This is a genomic window from Pedobacter miscanthi, assembly GCF_003315595.1.
Classification (GTDB): domain Bacteria; phylum Bacteroidota; class Bacteroidia; order Sphingobacteriales; family Sphingobacteriaceae; genus Pedobacter; species Pedobacter miscanthi.
The window spans coordinates 1-16,758 of the sequence record NZ_QNQU01000018.1 but is presented as its reverse complement, the minus strand read 5'-3'; the positions used below and the strand labels follow the sequence as shown (position 1 = coordinate 16,758).

At 41.1% G+C, this 16,758-nt stretch carries 17 protein-coding genes and 1 tRNA gene; 13 read left to right on the top strand and 5 right to left on the bottom strand.

All coding sequences use genetic code 11. The annotated features are described in order from the left end of the window. The first annotated feature begins 379 nt into the window (after positions 1-379). The 8 genes from DRW42_RS19360 to DRW42_RS19325 all read left to right on the top strand — a co-directional run bounded on the left by DRW42_RS19360 (position 380) and on the right by DRW42_RS19325 (position 6,054). Positions 380-1,423, top strand: a complete 1,044-nt coding sequence (locus DRW42_RS19360; RefSeq protein WP_113950482.1) for an SDR family oxidoreductase — start codon at positions 380-382, stop codon at positions 1,421-1,423. A 69-nt stretch (positions 1,424-1,492) separates the two neighbouring features. Next, positions 1,493-2,149: an NAD-dependent epimerase/dehydratase family protein gene (locus tag DRW42_RS19355; RefSeq protein ID WP_113950481.1), complete on the top strand. Its 657-nt coding sequence runs from the start codon at positions 1,493-1,495 to the stop codon at positions 2,147-2,149. A 10-nt stretch (positions 2,150-2,159) separates the two neighbouring features. Beyond that, entirely contained in the window at positions 2,160-2,966 is an 807-nt protein-coding gene (locus DRW42_RS19350; protein ID WP_113950480.1) for a helix-turn-helix domain-containing protein, read from the top strand. A gap of 52 nt (positions 2,967-3,018) precedes the next feature. After that, a complete protein-coding gene (locus DRW42_RS19345) occupies positions 3,019-3,582 on the top strand; it encodes a Crp/Fnr family transcriptional regulator (protein ID WP_113950479.1) in 564 nt (187 codons plus the stop codon). 133 nt (positions 3,583-3,715) lie between these two features. Then, the gene (locus tag DRW42_RS19340) at positions 3,716-4,396 is read left to right on the top strand and encodes a type 1 glutamine amidotransferase domain-containing protein (RefSeq protein WP_113950554.1); all 681 of its coding nucleotides are present in this window, start codon (positions 3,716-3,718) and stop codon (positions 4,394-4,396) included. Positions 4,397-4,460: 64 nt separating this feature from the next. Further along, positions 4,461-4,757: a putative quinol monooxygenase gene (locus tag DRW42_RS19335; RefSeq protein WP_113950478.1), complete on the top strand. Its 297-nt coding sequence runs from the start codon at positions 4,461-4,463 to the stop codon at positions 4,755-4,757. Between the two features lie 198 nt (positions 4,758-4,955). Further along, positions 4,956-5,543 (top strand): Crp/Fnr family transcriptional regulator, encoded by a 588-nt coding sequence (locus DRW42_RS19330; protein ID WP_113950477.1) that lies wholly within the window; start codon positions 4,956-4,958, stop codon positions 5,541-5,543. A gap of 85 nt (positions 5,544-5,628) precedes the next feature. Beyond that, positions 5,629-6,054 (top strand): OsmC family protein, encoded by a 426-nt coding sequence (locus DRW42_RS19325; protein WP_341866237.1) that lies wholly within the window; start codon positions 5,629-5,631, stop codon positions 6,052-6,054. 358 nt (positions 6,055-6,412) lie between these two features. Here the strand turns inward: DRW42_RS19325 and DRW42_RS19320 are convergent, their stop codons facing one another. Both DRW42_RS19320 and DRW42_RS19315 read right to left on the bottom strand, forming a co-directional pair. Then, complete coding sequence (locus DRW42_RS19320; RefSeq protein WP_113950475.1) at positions 6,413-7,003, bottom strand: DUF308 domain-containing protein; 591 nt, start codon at positions 7,001-7,003, stop codon at positions 6,413-6,415. A 1,580-nt stretch (positions 7,004-8,583) separates the two neighbouring features. Then, positions 8,584-9,303 (bottom strand): hypothetical protein, encoded by a 720-nt coding sequence (locus DRW42_RS19315; protein WP_113950474.1) that lies wholly within the window; start codon positions 9,301-9,303, stop codon positions 8,584-8,586. A 217-nt stretch (positions 9,304-9,520) separates the two neighbouring features. Between DRW42_RS19315 and DRW42_RS19310 the strand changes: the two genes are divergently transcribed. Both DRW42_RS19310 and DRW42_RS19305 read left to right on the top strand, forming a co-directional pair. Continuing rightward, positions 9,521-10,255, top strand: a complete 735-nt coding sequence (locus tag DRW42_RS19310; protein ID WP_113950473.1) for a helix-turn-helix transcriptional regulator — start codon at positions 9,521-9,523, stop codon at positions 10,253-10,255. A 39-nt stretch (positions 10,256-10,294) separates the two neighbouring features. Next, positions 10,295-10,702, top strand: a complete 408-nt coding sequence (locus DRW42_RS19305) for a VOC family protein (protein ID WP_113950472.1) — start codon at positions 10,295-10,297, stop codon at positions 10,700-10,702. A gap of 312 nt (positions 10,703-11,014) precedes the next feature. Here the strand turns inward: DRW42_RS19305 and DRW42_RS19300 are convergent, their stop codons facing one another. The 3 genes from DRW42_RS19300 to DRW42_RS19290 all read right to left on the bottom strand — a co-directional run bounded on the left by DRW42_RS19300 (position 11,015) and on the right by DRW42_RS19290 (position 13,312). After that, positions 11,015-12,166 carry an FAD-dependent oxidoreductase gene (locus DRW42_RS19300; protein ID WP_113950471.1) on the bottom strand — a complete coding sequence of 384 codons (1,152 nt, stop codon included), beginning with the start codon at positions 12,164-12,166 and terminating at the stop codon, positions 11,015-11,017. A 75-nt stretch (positions 12,167-12,241) separates the two neighbouring features. After that, entirely contained in the window at positions 12,242-13,099 is an 858-nt protein-coding gene (locus DRW42_RS19295) for a helix-turn-helix domain-containing protein (protein WP_113950470.1), read from the bottom strand. Between the two features lie 140 nt (positions 13,100-13,239). Next, positions 13,240-13,312, bottom strand: a tRNA-Lys gene (locus tag DRW42_RS19290). Positions 13,313-13,493: 181 nt separating this feature from the next. Here DRW42_RS19290 and DRW42_RS19285 point away from each other — a divergent pair. The 3 genes from DRW42_RS19285 to DRW42_RS19275 all read left to right on the top strand — a co-directional run bounded on the left by DRW42_RS19285 (position 13,494) and on the right by DRW42_RS19275 (position 16,691). Next, on the top strand, positions 13,494-14,612 hold the full coding sequence (locus DRW42_RS19285; protein ID WP_113950469.1) for a formylglycine-generating enzyme family protein: 1,119 nt from the start codon (positions 13,494-13,496) through the stop codon (positions 14,610-14,612). Between the two features lie 91 nt (positions 14,613-14,703). Beyond that, entirely contained in the window at positions 14,704-15,990 is a 1,287-nt protein-coding gene (locus DRW42_RS19280) for a sugar MFS transporter (RefSeq protein ID WP_113950468.1), read from the top strand. A gap of 206 nt (positions 15,991-16,196) precedes the next feature. Beyond that, on the top strand, positions 16,197-16,691 hold the full coding sequence (locus DRW42_RS19275; RefSeq protein ID WP_113950467.1) for a D-glycero-alpha-D-manno-heptose-1,7-bisphosphate 7-phosphatase: 495 nt from the start codon (positions 16,197-16,199) through the stop codon (positions 16,689-16,691). The last annotated feature ends 67 nt before the right edge of the window (positions 16,692-16,758 follow it).

Genomic DNA, 16,758 nt, shown 5'->3' with positions numbered 1-16,758 from the left:
GTTAAAATGTGCGTTGTGGCAAGTTATGATGATCTTTAAAAAACTTATATGCTACTTAAACCAGTCGGATGAATATCAAAGTAGAATCAGTTTTAAACCAGAAAAGCCCATATTATTGTAGCTTTATAGTATATCATCCACCCCAAAATAATCCCATCTGGTTTGTAGAGGGCTTAATTTACGACGGCATTATTTGGATTAACTGGCTTGGGAAAAGGATCACTTTTGACCTTCAGGATAAGATGTTACTGATAGAAGGTTAAATGTAAACCTTAAAAACTTCATAAACCGCGACCTTTAAACAAAGGAAAATCGGACTTTTAAACAAAGTTGCGGAAAAATATTCAGTAGATATTTGTTGTATCAAATCATTAATCAGATGACAACAAATTCGAATAACGAAAAATTTGTACTGGTAACCGGAGGCTCTGGGTTTATCGCAGTACATTGTATATTACAATTATTAAATGCAGGCTATAGGGTAAGAACTACGCTCAGGTCGCTCAGCCGTGAAGCCGAAGTAAGGGCCATGTTGCGCGAAGGTGGTGTGGAAGCCGGCGACCGCTTATCGTTCATCACAGCAGAACTGGGCTCTGATACCAATTGGAGCGAAGCCGTAAGTGGTTGTACTTATGTTTTACATGTGGCTTCGCCAACCCCGATAAATGTTTATAAACATGAGGATGAAATGATTATCCCTGCCCGAGAAGGGGTTCTCCGTGTATTACGTGCAGCTCGCGAGGCAGGGGTTAAACGTGTGGTGCTCACCTCAGCAGTTGGTGCAATTGTTTACGGACATAAACCACAAACCGAGCCCTTTACCGAAAACGACTGGACTGATACCAGCGGTAAAGTGCCTGCTTATCAAAAATCGAAAACACTGGCAGAACGTGCAGCCTGGGATTTTATCGAAAAAGAAGGCGCAGGTCTCGAACTTTCAGTTATTAATCCGGTTGGTGTTTTGGGTCCGGTGTTAAGTGCCGATTATTCGCACTCCATTCATTTTCTTCAGAATATACTGGAAGGTAAAATGGCCGGAAGTCCGAAAGTAAACTCTTCTTATGTTGATGTACGCGATGTTGCCGACCTTCATTTAAGGGCGATGACCAATCCGGCAGCAAACGGACAACGTTTTATAGCCACTGCAGGCGAAAGTATCTGGATGGTAGAAGTGGCTAAAATACTTAAAAAGCATGTGGGGGCGCTGGGAGAGAAGATCAGCACCAAAGAGTTGCCAAATACATTGGTAAGGGTTGCTGCTTTAACTAATCCGACAGCAAAAGCCATTATTCCATTTCTGGGCTACATGATGAACACCACCAATGAAAAAGCAGTACGTTTATTAGGGTGGAAGCCACGTTCTGCTGAAGAGGCCATAGTGGCTACTGCCGAGAGTCTGATCCGTTTAAAAATTGTGAAGTAATTTTGTTAAATTCAGATCAGTTAACCATAATTCTGGCATTTTAAAGGGCAAATATTTAAGCAACCCATTATGAAAGTTATCCTTACAGGCACAACCGGTTTTTTAGGTCAGGAGGTTTTAAAACAGCTATTGGCCGATATAACAGTTACAGAAGTGGTATCACTGGTGCGCAGAAGTTCAGGTTTTAATCATTCGAAGTTAAAAGAACTGGTGATTAAAGATTTTTTAAACTATCGTGATATTGCCCGGCACCTTAAAGCCGATGCCTGTATCTGGTGCCTGGGTGTGCCACAATCGGCAGTAAGTAAGGCAGAATATATTAAAATTACTTATGATTATGCCACCTACGCCGCAAAGGAACTATTAGCCCTTAATCTGCAACTGCGTTTCTGTTTTGTGAGCGGTGTGTCGGCCAGTCAGGAAGAAAAGGGGATTTCTTTGCAGGGCAGGATTAAGGGACGTACCGAAAAGGCGCTGGCTTTGTTGGGCAATACGGTTTATCTGTTCAGGCCGGCATTTATTAAACCATCTGACCCTCATCATAAACGAGCACTTATACCAACCATTGCGAGGTACATCACCAATGTGCTCGATCTGTTTTCAGATAAATTCAGTATAGACGTAGCTACTCTGGCCAGCTGCCTGATTGGTGTGGCTAAAAACGGCACCGAAAAACAATTGCTGAACAATACCGACATCCGCCATTATCAGGAGAAATTTCATTAATTTTAACAATATGGAAGCATTAACCGTTACCAGCGTACCGGAAATATTTATATCCTGTAAAAAAGAAGCACATTACAGTCGCGAACTGATTCTCCCAAACCCTGCCCTGGTAAGGGTAATTTCGGGCGAGGTAAGGATTGCTGCTGCTGATCAAAATTATAGTTTTTATGCAGGCGATACCATTCTTTTCCCGCGTAACCAGCTGGGCAGAATGAGTAAGTTACCCCTTGACGGCGAACCCTGCATTGCGGTTTCCATAGTATTCAGAAAGGAGATATTGCGACAGTTTTATACCGCGAACCCAGTTGAACAGCCCGTGTACCCGGCAATTGGTTTAATGGAATTTGAAGACCATCCGCTGCTCGAAAGCCTTTTTAATTCCCTAACGCCGTATTTTAAACTGGCCGATGCTTTACCAGCCGATCTGGCTACCTTTAAAATAGAAGAAGCAATAAGGGTGTTGCGCGCCATTGATAAAAATGCCGACCAGTTATTAGGCCAGCTTGAAGAACCCGGAAAAATAGACCTGATGGATTTTATGGAAAAGAACTTTATGTTTAACCTGCCCGCAGCAAGGTTCGGCTATCTTACCGGCAGAAGCCTCACCACGTTTAAACGCGACTTTAAAAAAGCCTTTAACAGCACACCCGAAAAGTGGCTTACCCATAAACGCCTGCAACTGGCACATTACCTGATATCGGAGAAGAAGCAAAAACCATCAGACGTTTATTTTGATGTGGGTTTCGAAAACCTTTCGCATTTTTCTTTTGCTTTTAAAAAGCAGTTCGGCTACAATCCAACAGCAGCATTAGCTTAAAATAATCGGCGATTGATCTCCATCAAACAGATTTTTAGTAAGTTTATTGGCGATGGACAGACTACGGAAACACCTTGAAGAAATTATTGAACTTACCGATACAGAATACGAACGCATTAAAAGTTTTTTCACCCTGCGCAGGGTAAAGAAAAACCAGTACCTGTTGCAGGAAGGAGACCATGCGAAGTATGAGTTTCTGGTACTATCGGGTATTTTCAGGATGTTTTTCCTCAACGAAGAAGGGAAGGAGTACATTATACAATTTGCCGGACCAAACTGGTGGATGACCGATTACCAGGCCTACTTTAATCAAAAAAACACCACTCTGCACATCCTTTGCATGGCAGATGCCGAAGTGTTATGCACTACATTGGAAGGCAGGGAAACTTTATCGGCCGAATTGCATAAAATGGAACATTTTTTCCGCGTTAAACTCACCAATGGTTATGTTGCACAGCAACGCAGAATTATTTCACTGTTATCTGGTACGCCACAGCAGCGCTACGAAGAGTTTGGTCAGTTGTATCCCCACCTGATGCAAAAAATCCCTAAGAAATATATAGCAGAGTATCTCGGTGTAAGCAGAGAAACGTTAAGCCGCCTTTATTCAGGTTAAACGGATTAAAAGTGTGATTCCGGTCACACTTTTTTTGTGCGTTGGCTCCTCCTTTTGATATAGCCTTATGATGCAATTTTGTGATGTAAATAACAACAATCAACAGATTTTAAACATCACAAAAAATAAGGTTATGAAAAAGCAAGTTTTAATTATCGTTTCCAATGCAAATGTTATTGGTACACACAACAGAAGAACAGGTACCTTTTTACCCGAAGTAGCGCATCCTTATGCCGAATTTGAAAAAGCAGGTTATCAGATTGATTTTGCCAGTTTATCAGGCGATACCCCATACCTGGATGCGCTGAACCTGGCCGATGATCCCGATAATCTTAAATTTTTAACAGGTAAAGGCTGGGCAGATATGCAAAAGGCTGTTAAACTGGAAACCATTAATGTAAACACGTACGATGCCATATTTATACCGGGTGGATTGGCTCCAATGGTTGATATGCCCGAGGCTCCTTTATTAAAACAGGTAATTGCCGAAACTTACGAACGCAATGCCATCGTTGGTGCCGTTTGTCATGGTCCGGTTTCATTGCTCAATGTAAAATTAAGTGATGGTTCTTATCTGGTAAATGGTAAAAACATTGTTTCCTTTACTACGGAAGAGGAAGATAATTATGCCAGGGCAGATGTTCCTTTCGACTTGCAAACTGCGTTAACTGCACAGGGAGCTATCTTCCATGCTGCTTCCCCATGGTCGGCTAATAGTATTGTTGATGGTAATATCGTTACCGGACAAAACCCCGCATCGGCCAAAGGTGTAGGCGAAAAAATTGTAGCCTTGTTAGAAAATGTAAAAGCTTAATTATTGAAATATATCATTCCTTAATTCAATAATTCAGTCAATCATTCATTCATTAAAAAAAAATATGAACAAGCAAAACATACATGTATTCGCCAAATGGCAGGTAACAGCAGGCGAAATTGATACAGTATTAGACTGTTTACCCGAACTTGCTGAAAAAAGCAGGGCCGAAGCAGGCAATTTATATTATAAAGCTTATCAGGATAATACCGACCCAAACATAATAATGCTTAATGAAGCTTATGCAGATCAAGAGGCGTTAAATGCACACCGCAATAGTTCGCATTACCAGGATATTGTTGTTGCTCAAATTGTTCCGCTGTTAAAGAACCGCGAGGTAACATTAACACACGAACTCTAAGTCAATAATTTGCTCCTTTGCATATTCTTAAAAGATGATCTGATAATTTAATCCGGTCATCTTTTTTGTTTTTATGCTAACTTGTAACGTAATTTTAACTTAAGTGAAAATTTAAAGATTAAGCAATCCCGAATTTTAACCTGTTTTATCGTTTCTGAACGATGCAATATAAATTTTGATGATTACCGGTATCCCATTATGGACAACAAAAACGAAATATTAACCAGCCACCTGAAAAACTTCGCGTCCTTAACCGATCAGGATATTACAGAAAGCCTGCCTTTATGGAAACCCCGGAAAATAGCAAAAGGCGATTATTTTAATATGCAAAGCATGGTTTGTAACGACCTGGGTTTGGTGGTGAAAGGAATATTCCGGATTTTTTACCGCGATCCGGAAGGCGGGGAGGAAAAAAACCTGTTCTTTTTTTCAGAGAACCAGTTTGTAGTTTCGTTCAGGAGTTTCATATCACGAAACCCCTGCTGGTATTTTATCGAAGCCATGGAAGATTCAGAAATTATCTTTATTTCGTACCGTGATCTTAATGCTTTGTACGAAAGAAACCTGAACTGGGGTAAGTTTGGCAGGTTACTGGCCGAAACCTTTTTTGCCTATGCACAATCGCGTACCGAAGAGTTTATTTTCTTCTCGCATGAGCAAAGATTTCTCAGGTTACTGGAAGAGCATCCTAATATTATTGAACGTATTCCGGCTTATCATATCTCTTCATTCCTGGGTATCACCAATCCATCATTAAGCCGTATCCGAAAGCGGATTAAAAGATAAAAAATTTACTTTTATTTCCCTGGTTTTAACTTAGGTGAAAAAAACACCGGTTCTTTAAGCAGAATTTTGGATTATAAAATTCAACATGATGAAAAGAACAGCGAAAGCTTTTTGGCAGGGCGACCTTAAGTCGGGCTCTGGCCACCTCAGTACCCAAAGTGGTGTACTTAACGAAACACAATATTCTTTTAATACCCGTTTTGCTGATGGCATCGGATCCAATCCTGAAGAACTGCTGGCAGCAGCACACGCCGGTTGTTTTACCATGGCCATTACCTATGCTTTATCGCAACAGGGTTATACAGCAGGTGAGCTAAGCACTAATGCAGCAGTAACTTTAGATATGGCAAAGGGAGGCATTACACGGATTGATCTTGAGCTTCAGGCATCAGCAATAGCAGGTATATCGGCAGAAGAGTTTGAAAAGCAGGCTTTTTTAGCCAAAGAAAACTGTGTTATTTCTAAAGCACTGGCGGGTATCGAGATCGAACTGACGGTTAGTTATCAGTAGTAAAATGATTTGGTTTTGTAATTGAGCGCGATAAAAAAGCCGAAAAAGGCCGTCATTTTAATGACGGCCTTTTTAATGTGCCAACTGTTTTCTAACAGTAATTTTTTCACATCATACATTTAAGATGGCATTGCAAATAGAATGCACAATTAAAGAGTGTTTATTAAGAACTTAGATGTTTTCAGGTGGCTTAGGATGTAAGTCAAATAATTAAAATCTTTATTTTATTACCACCTGAGTAATCTAAGTTTACCTGGACTTTGCCAGGCATGCAATATAAAATGTAATGAACGAAACATCATCCCAATTTTTCATCGTAAAATTTATTATGCTTAATTGAGATTATAGCTGTTAAAACTTAAACGTTAGCTGTTGCCACTTTAATCGTTTTCGATAACCTGAAAGCTGTAATTAAAAAGTAAAACGCACCGAAAGCTGCATAACCTGCTAAAGTGGTAATACCCTGATTTGGTTGATGTGCCATGGCAATAAAAGCTCCGCCGGCAAGCATCGATTGTGCCCCGCTGATGATCATTGGCCATTGTCCGCCCAATTGTTTACGGCGACGTAAACCTAAAATAAGCTGAATTAAGCCTGTTAGGATTGCCCATGCACCAAATACGATCAGGGCTTGTGGTATTCCTTTCTGCAAAGCCAATGTTACCCCCAGTGTGGTGGCAATGCTGATAACGATATTAACATATTGCGGCATTTTATTAGCAGCAGGAGGGTTGGCCTGAATATCGAAATAGGTGGCAAGTGCATCCCATGCGGGGTAAACGATAAATAAAACAGTTGCAATGGCCGTATTATCTTTAGCCAGGGCAGTTACCAGTATTACCCAGATAATAGAAAAACCAGCACGTGTAAAATATAGTTTCTGTAACGACCGGGCTGTTTGTACAGCGTCGCCGGAAAGGCTTAAAGCCGATTGATTTGTTGATGTCATGATTATATTCTTTTAATGTTTAAATCAAAGTTCATGTTAAAACGCTTAACCGTTTTTCACTTAAGTTAAATTTGCCGGTGATTTTATAAAATTTAATTTGTTTGCTTATCTAGGAGCGCAGGTGTTGCGCTAATCGGTTCGGATAGGTTCTTTTTTTACTAAAAACGAACTCTTGTAAAATAAACCCGATAAATCGAATAGCCCGGACCCCGATTTTTCATCGGGGTAGGACTAGCAGAGATAGCGGGATTGCAGTAGCCCAAGAAATGCTGACGTAGATTTCCAAAACATTAAAAATTAAAGATAAAACTGGAATAAATGCATATAAAAGGCGAGTATGCTAAACTTATTAATATCATTTTGGAGCGCAGTGCTTGTGCTGGTCGGTACCGGCAGTCCCGCTTTCCTTCCTGCCCCGATGAAAAATCGGGTGCATCCATCCAATCGGGGCTAAACACTGGGGTTTTTGCTATGAAACAGCTACCGTTGTAAAATAAACCCGATAAAGCGGATAGCCCGGACCACGATTTTTCATCGGGGGAGGACTAGCAGCGATAGCGGGACTGCAGTAGCCCAATAAATGCTGACGTACATTTTCAAAACATTAAAAAATTTGAAATAAGAGTGCATAAACGCACATAAAAGGCGAGTATGCTAAGTTTATTACTATTATTTTGGAACGCAATTGCAGTGCTTGTAGGTTTGGGTTAGTCCCGCTTTCCTTCCTGCCCCGATGAAAAATCGGGGGCATCCATCCAATCGGGGCTAAGCACAGGGGAGGGTGCTATGAAATAGCTACCGTTGTAAAATAAACCCGATAAAGCGGATAGCCCGGACCACGATTTTTCATCGGGGGAGGACTAGCAGCGATAGCGGGACTGCAGTAGCCCAAGAAATGCTGACGTAGATTTCCAAAACATTAAAAATTAAAGATAATACTGGAATAAATGCATATAAAAGGCGAATATGCTATGCTTATTAATATTATTTTGAAGCGCAGTGCTTGTGCTGGTCGGTACCGGCAGTCCCGCTTTCCTTCCTGCTCCGATGAAGAATCGGGGGCATCCATTCAATCGGGGCTAAACACAGGGGTTTTTGCTATGAAACAGCTACCGTTGTAAAATAAACCCGATAAAGCGGATAGCCCGGACCACGATTTTTCATCGGGGGAGGACTAGCAGCGATAGCGGGACTGCAGTAGCCCAAGAAATGCTGACGTACATTTCCAAAACATTTAAAAAATGAATATAGGATAAGAGTTAAAACTGTATAATAAGCGAATGGTGTTATAAAACACATCATTGCAAAAAATACACAAGCGCTTTTGAAAATTTAATACGCGATTGCGAAAATTTTATATATATGTGTGAAAATAATATATACAATTGCGAAAATTTTATACGCCTTTGTGAAAATTATATATGCGATTGTGAAAGTTTTATATGCCTGTGCGAAAATAATATATATGATTGCGAAGAATACACATACAGTTTGTGATTGTATAAATGCATTTGTAACAAAAAGAGCCTGATCATTAACGATACAGGCTCAACTTTAAAAATAATAAAGAATGCAGATACTTATATTTTGGCATTTGTATTTGAAAAACGCAGGCCAATAATGTGTTTATACTGTGGATGGCTTTTATTTAAGGCCGCTTTAATATAATTTTTAACACCCGTTACCACATTGATTAAACCATTTGGCTGACCATAAAAAACCTCGAAACGTTTTTTCCTTGCATCATCAAGAGGTGTTTTGGCAATTGCCACAGCAGTAATGTTATCTTCCATACTAACCAGTAATTTCTGGAAAGTTTCTACGCTGATTTCTTTTTCTGCAGGATTATAACAGTCGATGGTAATCAGTACATCAATATATTGTTTAAAATTCTCCACTCTGTTATCATAAGATCTGGATGAATGATTAGATTTTATGGTCCCATCTTCATTTGTCTTTGTGCCACGGGCAAATCCCCTTAACTTATCAGCAATAGTTTTAGCTGTTTGCAGGGTTGCAGCATTGGTAGTAGCTGCTTTTAAGTAATTAATACTTTTGGTAATCAGGTTGTTAAGGGGCTTAAAAATAAGTTCCTGTTCATCCACTGCTTTGGCATAAATGGGTAAAACCTTACTTACCACACGCGATGCCTCTTCTGCATCTTTAGATAATTGTGTTAATGCTTTAATTTCATAAGCAGGTTGGGGTGGTTTGTAATCGGTTCCCAACGTTTCTAAACGGATAATTAAATCCTTTAAATTGGCCGCAATTTTTGCGTAGCCGCCTTCCGAGCTTGACATAAGCTTTTCTAATTAGGTAAACAATAAATTAACTCGGGATGGTTATTTCGCCTCGGATAAAGCTTAAGTAATAATACGGAATAATTCTTTTATTACCAGAGGTTTATATAAAAAAAAATTAGCAGTTCTTTATTTTCCATTGGTGTTAAAAGCACTAATCAATAGTTTTTTAAGCTAAACTCAGCACTTTCGTATATTTGATCCCTACACGGACCCAATGAGCACCAACACCGACATGAGGAGGCTTAGCCGCCTTAGCGCCATTTTACTGCAACTCCAAACCAAACGAATGCTGAGTGCAAATAATCTTGCAGAAAAGTTCGGCGTAAGCGTGCGCACCATTTACCGCGATATCAGGGTGTTGGAACAGATTGGTGTGCCTGTCGCCAGTTTAGATGGTAAAGGTTATTCGCTGGCAGAAGGTTATAAAATACCCCCGGTAATGTTTACGGAACAGGAAGCGAATGCCTTAGTTACCGCAGGGCAGTTGCTTCACCTTAATAAAGACAGCTCATTGATCAGCGCCTATACCGAAGCGGTAGATAAAGTGAAAGCCGTACTTAACTATGCGGCAAAAGATAAGGCCGAACTGCTAACCGAACGCGTGGCGGTAAGCCCTGCAAGTATAAAGCAAGCCACAAGTAACTCTTTAACTGCCATTCAAAATGCATTAACCAGCTTTGCCGTGTTGCGCATCAGCTATACGGCAGAAGGTAAAACAGAAAGTTCGGAAAGGTTGATAGAGCCATTTGCCTTTTATTACAGTGCACAACAACACTGGACACTTATTGCTTTTTGCAGGTTACGGAATGATTTCAGGATGTTCCGCCTGGATAGGATGGGAGTCGTTGAACTAACTGATATGAAGTTTACACCTCATCAGCTCAATCTTCAGGAATATTTACAGGAAAAAGAAAAAAACTTTATAACCACTGACAAACAGTTGTCATAAGCCCGCTATACCTTCGTTGCACAATTAAAATTAAAAGCAATGAATTTAATATCCATCCGGATCATTACCTCTAAAATAGAGGAGCTCATCCATTTTTACGAACAGGTAACAGGTGCAATAGCGGTTAGGTTTACACCAGATTTTGCAGAGATCAAAACTAAAACGGCAACACTGGCCATAGGAAGCACCAATACTTTACAGTTTTTTGGTGGCGATACGGTGGCGCAGCCTGCGCAAAACCGCAGTGTGATTATCGAATTTATGGTTGATGATGTGCAGCAGCGATTTGAAGTGTTGGCTCCGCTGTTAAAAGAATGTACCGTGCAGGAGCCTACAGTAATGCCCTGGGGAAATAAATCTTTATTGTTAAGGGATCCTGATGGGAACCTGGTAAACTTATTTACACCCGTTAGCAAAGAAGCGGTGGCCAAGTTTGGAGGGGAATGATAATATGTTCGGGTTCCCGCAGATAACGCTGATCGCGCAGATTTGAAAGAATAACGATTATCTTGTAATAATGCAGACTGTAAAACTCAGGTGACTGAGGTGGCTTAGGTGGTTATAAAAAGAAACTGTGCGGTTTAAATTTAATCACCTGGATAATACATATCTTGTTTCCCGCAGATAACGGCGATTGCGCAGAAAAGGCCGCAGATTTTAATAAAAAGATATAATTGGCTGTTAACCTCGTTAATCACGATATACACGAATAAAAAGCCTCACGTGGATGTGAGGCTTTTTATGATTCTGCTTGATCGGTTAACTCAGCATTTTAATCAGTTCTTTTACAGATTCATCATCCGGTGCAGCAAAATCACTGATCCCTTCAACTGATTCTTTACATAGCGGTACCGCCCGTTCGAACATCATCGTCTCGTAAGCAGCTATTGCGTCATGTAGATTAGTAAAACTGCCATTGCTAAGACATTCAGACAGATCGAGGGCATCCTGCATGGCCAGGTTAACACCTTCGCCATTAGGTGGCATCAAATGAGCAGCATCGCCAATAAGAGTAATATTGTTTTTAGTAACCCAACGGTTCTCTAAAGGGAAATAATTAAGTGGCCGCGGAACAAATTGTGTACATGCCGCAAATAAACTGTGAAATATACCGTCCCATTGCTGGTAATGTTCATTCAGGAAAGTCCTGACTTCTTCTGGTTGATTAAAATCAATGCCACTGGTTTTTACCCAGTTTTCAGGATGTAAAAACGCGGCATAAAAGGTAAGGCCGCCATCTCCGCGGGGTTGTGCGGCAATAGTTGCTCCGGCACCCATGGCCATTAAGTTAGCCTGATTAACCAAAGCAAAAAATTCAGGACAAGCAATTTCCGGATGATCGATCTCCCCCTGAATAATTGTTGCACCCGAATAAAGTGCATTTACATCGGTAACGTACTTACGTACCGGCGATCGGTAGCCATCTGCTCCGATAACCAGGTCTGCAATGGCGCTTTTTCCATTCTTAAACTGTAATTCCCATTGATTGTCTGTTTGGTTTAGGCTGAGGAGCTGGCTGTCCCAAACTACTGTATCGGGCAGCAGTCCATCGATTAGCAGGTCACGTAAGGCTCCCCGGTCGATCTCCGGCCTGAAATGTGGATCACCAAATGTGGCCTTACCGGCCTGGTTTCCATCATCCATCAATACATTTCCTTTCGGATCAAGCAGGCGGAATTTATCAGCTCCGGGCATGTAACTAGCCTTAAAGGCATCCATTAATCCGGCAGCTTCCATCACTTTAAGTCCCGAATCGAAATGCAGATCAACGATTGCCCCTTGTACACGTGCTGCTTGACTGTGGTCGCGTTCATAAACCTTAACCTGCGCACCTTTTAATTGTAAAAGTCTCGCCAGCGTTAGTCCGCCCGGGCCACCACCCACAATTGCTATATTTTTATGTTGTAACATTTTTCTTTCTTTTAGTAACACAAAGAAACAGTATAAATTGAGGCGGAACAATGACAGGAAGTTGTAAGTATAGGACTATTCGCGGTTCATATCCCGGAAAGCAATAGGGCTTATGCCCACCACCTTTGTAAACAGCCGGGTGAAATAGGAATAATCATCATAGCCCAATCCGCCTGCAATTTCTTTTACAGACTTTGCAGAATGGTAAAGCAGGCGTTTGGCTTCGAGCATTACCCGTTGCTGAATATGGGATGATACAGATTTCCCGGTTGTGGCTTTTACACATTCATTAAGATAGGAGGTAGAAATATGAAGCTGAACACTATAATCAGCCGGGGTTTTAACTGTTTTAAAGTGCTTTTCCAGCAGGTTTTTAAATTCTTTGGTAATGATATCGTACCGGGTCTGATTTTCTGCAGGTTTGGCTGAAGCCAGGTATTGCGATACGATCAATGCAACCAGGGTGGTAACACTCTCTTTTAAAATTGCATGATGAAGCAGCTCTGTTATCTCTCCGGATAGCTTCATACTGAGGGAAACCATTTCCTGGAGTACCGTGAGCGTTTCGGGTTTAACACATAGTGGATGTACCGGTGCAAGCTCCTCCAGCAGGCTTAAATATTCGGGCCTGAGGTTTTCTTCGGTGATGATCCATGTACTAACCATGGCGTGCTCAAAAGCGATAACCCTGTGTACCTGGTGCGGATGTATGAAGATAATGGCAGGGGCTGTTATGGCGTACTTCTGGAAATCGATTTCGATATGGGTTACGCCGCTCTCCTGGATGATAAAGGTATAGCCCGCATCACGGTGGGCACGTTCAACATGTTCCGAATTGGGCGAACCGTCAAAGCATTCACGCATCAGCATAATACCTCTACAAATTCCTTCAGGCAGTTTGTTAACAGGAATGTGGTTAGTTTTCTTGCGCATTGCTGTAAATATAGCTATCGATGTTCGTATTTACCAAAAGTGGGGAAAAGACAGAAAATGAGCGATCTTATTAACTTTTTATAAATCGTTGGGCCGGGAACGGTGTTAAATAAAAAAAGCCACTCAGAAGTGGCTTTTTGTGATCCCGCTGGGATTCGAACCCAGGACCACTACATTAAAAGTGTAATGCTCTACCAGCTGAGCTACGGAATCTACTTTGTTAAAAACGTTGTGTGTTTCCTTTAAAGTGGTGCAAATATAGGGTTATGATGTATTTCCTGCAAATAAAAAATCATCAAATCCCTTACTGTATTGATTTATAGGCAAATTAATTATTTACCTTCTGTTTTTTAAATAGAATTGATATTTTTATCGCACACATTTAACCCCTGCCATGTACAGATTTCTTTTCGTTACGCTCTTTTTGCCCTTATTATTGATCCTTTCATGCAAATCGAAGCGTGCCACCGAAGAAGAAAAAGCAAAACACCGCATGGATTCCCTTGCTTCCTGCGAAAAAAACATGCCCAGTAGATTTGGTGCCGTAAAAGATTCTTCGAGTTTTGCTACCAATAAAGTGAGTCATGATGGAATGGTTTTAGTTCCGGCAGGCGAATTTGCCATGGGCGCATCAGATAAAGAGGGCAGGGAAGATGAGTATCCTCAGCATCAGGTTAAACTGGCTTCCTTTTGGATCGATGTTACCGAAGTAACCAATGCGCAGTTTAAAAAATTTGTTGATGCTACGGGTTACCAAACCACTGCCGAACGCAAACCCGATTGGGAAGAAATGAAAAAACAACTTCCTGCAGGCACACCAAAACCACCAGACAGTGTTTTCGTAGCCGCCTCTTTGGTTTTTTATCAGCCAAAAAGTATAACCAGCTTAAACGATGCCTCGCAATGGTGGCGCTGGGTTAAAGGGGCCGACTGGAAACATCCGCATGGCCCTAAAAGCAGTATCAAAGGAAAAGAGAACTATCCAGTTGTTCATATCTCGTGGGATGATGCCATGGCTTATTGTAAATGGACTGGCAAACGTTTACCCACCGAAGCGGAATGGGAGTATGCCGCAAGGGGTGCATTGAAAGATCAGAAATACCCATGGGGAAACGAAGATATCGAAAAAGGGAAGGTCAAAGCCAATACCTGGCAGGGCAGCTTTCCGATTAAAAACACCGATTGGGATGGCTATAATGGTTTAGCTGCTGTAAAACAGTTTAAACCGAATGGTTATGGCCTGTACGATATGGCGGGTAATGTTTGGGAATGGTGCAGCGATTGGTACCGGCCGGATTATTATGCCACACTTTCAGGCGTAAGCAATAACCCAGCAGGCCCGTCAGACAGTTATGACCCCATGGAGCCTACCATCCCCAAAAAAGTGGTTAGGGGAGGCTCTTTTATGTGTAATGCATCTTACTGTAAGGGTTACCGTGTAACTTCGCGAATGAAAACTTCTGTAGATACCGGACTGGAGCATACTGGTTTCAGGTGCGTAAGTTCCAATTGAAATTAATTAAAAATCACGCAAACGTTTGCCCAATAGTTTATCAGATTTTATTGTTTAGTTTGGTCGCGACAATTAAACCGAACCAAACTTTATGCAACAAACAACCAAATTGGGCCAGCAGCAGGGGCCTAAGCCACTCATTATTATCTGTGCCTTATTCTTTATTTTTGGCTTTGTAACCTGGGCAAACGGAACACTCATCCCTTTCTTTAAACTATCATTTGGCTTAACAGATTTTCAGGCCTTTTTTGTAACCTTTGCCTCTTATATGGCTTACTTTTTTCTGGCACTTCCATCATCGTGGATTCTTAAAAAAGTAGGGTTTAAAAACGGAATTGTTCTCGGACTTGTGATTTTAGGATTGGGATCCCTAATCTTTATACCTGCAGCCTCTACACGTACATTCGGACTCTTTTTGACCGGTATTTTTGTCCAGGGAGCAGCATTGGCTTTGCTTCAGACGGCTTCAAACCCATACTTAACCATTATTGGCCCGATTGAGAGTGCTGCCAAAAGGATCAGTATCGCCGGTATTTGTAATAAATTTGCCGGGATGATTGTTCCTCAAATTATGGGTGCACTTTTTCTGGCTAACGCTTCTGAAGTAGAAACAAAAATCAAAGCCGCTACAGGTGCTGTACACGAGCAGTTACTGAACGATGTTTTGGGTAGGGTAAATATGCCATATATTGTACTGGCCATTGTATTTACGTTATTCGCACTTTTTATCAAATTCACCAATCTGCCCGAAATTGAAGTGGAAGAAGATGTGGTTGACGAAACAAAAGGCGTGGTGGTAAAACATAAAAGCATTTTCCAGTTTCCGCATCTGTTTTTAGGGGCATTATGTATTTTCGTATATGTTGGGGCAGAGGTAATGGCTGGCGATATTATTGGGGTTTATGCGCGCGAACTCGGTATCAGTACCGAAATCAGTGGTAAATTAACTTCACTTACCTTGTTTAGTATGCTCATCGGTTACATCATTGGTATTATTGCCATCCCGAAATACATTTCGCAACAGAAAGCATTAAGGATCTGTGCCATTTTGGGTATCATTTTTACCATTCTGGCCTTAGCCATTTCCAATTGGTTTGCAGTGATTTTTGTAGCGTTATTGGGCCTTGCAAACTCATTAATGTGGCCTGCCATTTTCCCGTTGGGGATTAGTCACCTCGGCAAATTCACTAAAATCGGATCGGCCATTATGGTAATGGGTATTGCCGGAGGTGCTTTAATGCCATTTGTATATGCATTTTTGAAAGACAGTTTACATTTAAACTTCCAGCTGGCTTATTTTTCTACCATTATGCCATGTTATTTATACATCCTGTTTTTTGCAATTAAAGGACATAAAGCCGGATTGAATTTAAAATAACCTAAACCAGATAGATTTTTTATGATTAATCCCGGTCTATAATCAGATCGGGTTTTCTTTTGTCTTTAATTTTCAGTTATTTTGCCCAAATTATAAAAAGAGGTTCGATTGCAATACCCAAGTCTTGATACTTATATCTCAACTCTTGATACTAACATCTCAACTCTTGATACTCAATCCTCAAATCTCGATACTAAAACCCAACCATGAACAAAGCTATTTTTCTCGATCGCGACGGTGTGCTTAACCACGAAATTTACGATTACATCTGCCGTGTAGAAGATTTTAAAATATTAGATTACCAGATTCCCGTATTAAAAAAGTTCTTTGACGAAGGCTATCTATTAATTGTGATTACCAATCAGGGTGGCATTGCGTTAAAACGTTATACCGAACAGGAACTCGCGATCATGCACCAGATGTTACGGAATGCTTTTGTTACCAAAGGAGCAGATATTGCCGGTTTCTACTACTGTCCGCACCACCCAACTGTTGGCGGCGAATGCAAATGCAGAAAACCAGCCTCTGGCATGATCCTCGATGCCATCGACATGTACGAAATCGACCCGGCGCAATCGGTAATGATCGGCGATAAACCACGTGATGTTGAAGCCGCAAACGGGGCAGGAGTAAAGGGAATTCTGATCGAACCCGATGAGCAGATTAGTTATGAGAAGGTTAAAGAGGTACTTGCGATGTAATATGGAGAATATGTAATACGGAAAATGTATGATGGATAATGTAACCTGCAATTCGCCCATTATCCAT

Excerpts from the sequence above, each read along its gene's own strand:
- DRW42_RS19275 (WP_113950467.1), top strand. The coding sequence starts at position 16,197 with ATGAACAAAGCTATTTTTCTCGATCGCGACGGTGTGCTTAACCACGAA.
- DRW42_RS19345 (WP_113950479.1), top strand. The coding sequence starts at position 3,019 with ATGGACAGACTACGGAAACACCTTGAAGAAATTATTGAACTTACCGAT.
- DRW42_RS19360 (WP_113950482.1), top strand. The coding sequence starts at position 380 with ATGACAACAAATTCGAATAACGAAAAATTTGTACTGGTAACCGGAGGC.
- DRW42_RS19350 (WP_113950480.1), top strand. The coding sequence starts at position 2,160 with ATGGAAGCATTAACCGTTACCAGCGTACCGGAAATATTTATATCCTGT.
- DRW42_RS19340 (WP_113950554.1), top strand. The coding sequence starts at position 3,716 with ATGAAAAAGCAAGTTTTAATTATCGTTTCCAATGCAAATGTTATTGGT.
- DRW42_RS19280 (WP_113950468.1), top strand. The coding sequence starts at position 14,704 with ATGCAACAAACAACCAAATTGGGCCAGCAGCAGGGGCCTAAGCCACTC.
- DRW42_RS19285 (WP_113950469.1), top strand. The coding sequence starts at position 13,494 with ATGTACAGATTTCTTTTCGTTACGCTCTTTTTGCCCTTATTATTGATC.
- DRW42_RS19355 (WP_113950481.1), top strand. The coding sequence starts at position 1,493 with ATGAAAGTTATCCTTACAGGCACAACCGGTTTTTTAGGTCAGGAGGTT.
- DRW42_RS19325 (WP_341866237.1), top strand. The coding sequence starts at position 5,629 with ATGATGAAAAGAACAGCGAAAGCTTTTTGGCAGGGCGACCTTAAGTCG.
- DRW42_RS19315 (WP_113950474.1), bottom strand. The coding sequence starts at position 9,303 with ATGTCAAGCTCGGAAGGCGGCTACGCAAAAATTGCGGCCAATTTAAAG.
- DRW42_RS19310 (WP_113950473.1), top strand. The coding sequence starts at position 9,521 with ATGAGCACCAACACCGACATGAGGAGGCTTAGCCGCCTTAGCGCCATT.
- DRW42_RS19335 (WP_113950478.1), top strand. The coding sequence starts at position 4,461 with ATGAACAAGCAAAACATACATGTATTCGCCAAATGGCAGGTAACAGCA.
- DRW42_RS19300 (WP_113950471.1), bottom strand. The coding sequence starts at position 12,166 with ATGTTACAACATAAAAATATAGCAATTGTGGGTGGTGGCCCGGGCGGA.
- DRW42_RS19295 (WP_113950470.1), bottom strand. The coding sequence starts at position 13,099 with ATGCGCAAGAAAACTAACCACATTCCTGTTAACAAACTGCCTGAAGGA.
- DRW42_RS19330 (WP_113950477.1), top strand. The coding sequence starts at position 4,956 with ATGGACAACAAAAACGAAATATTAACCAGCCACCTGAAAAACTTCGCG.
- DRW42_RS19320 (WP_113950475.1), bottom strand. The coding sequence starts at position 7,003 with ATGACATCAACAAATCAATCGGCTTTAAGCCTTTCCGGCGACGCTGTA.
- DRW42_RS19305 (WP_113950472.1), top strand. The coding sequence starts at position 10,295 with ATGAATTTAATATCCATCCGGATCATTACCTCTAAAATAGAGGAGCTC.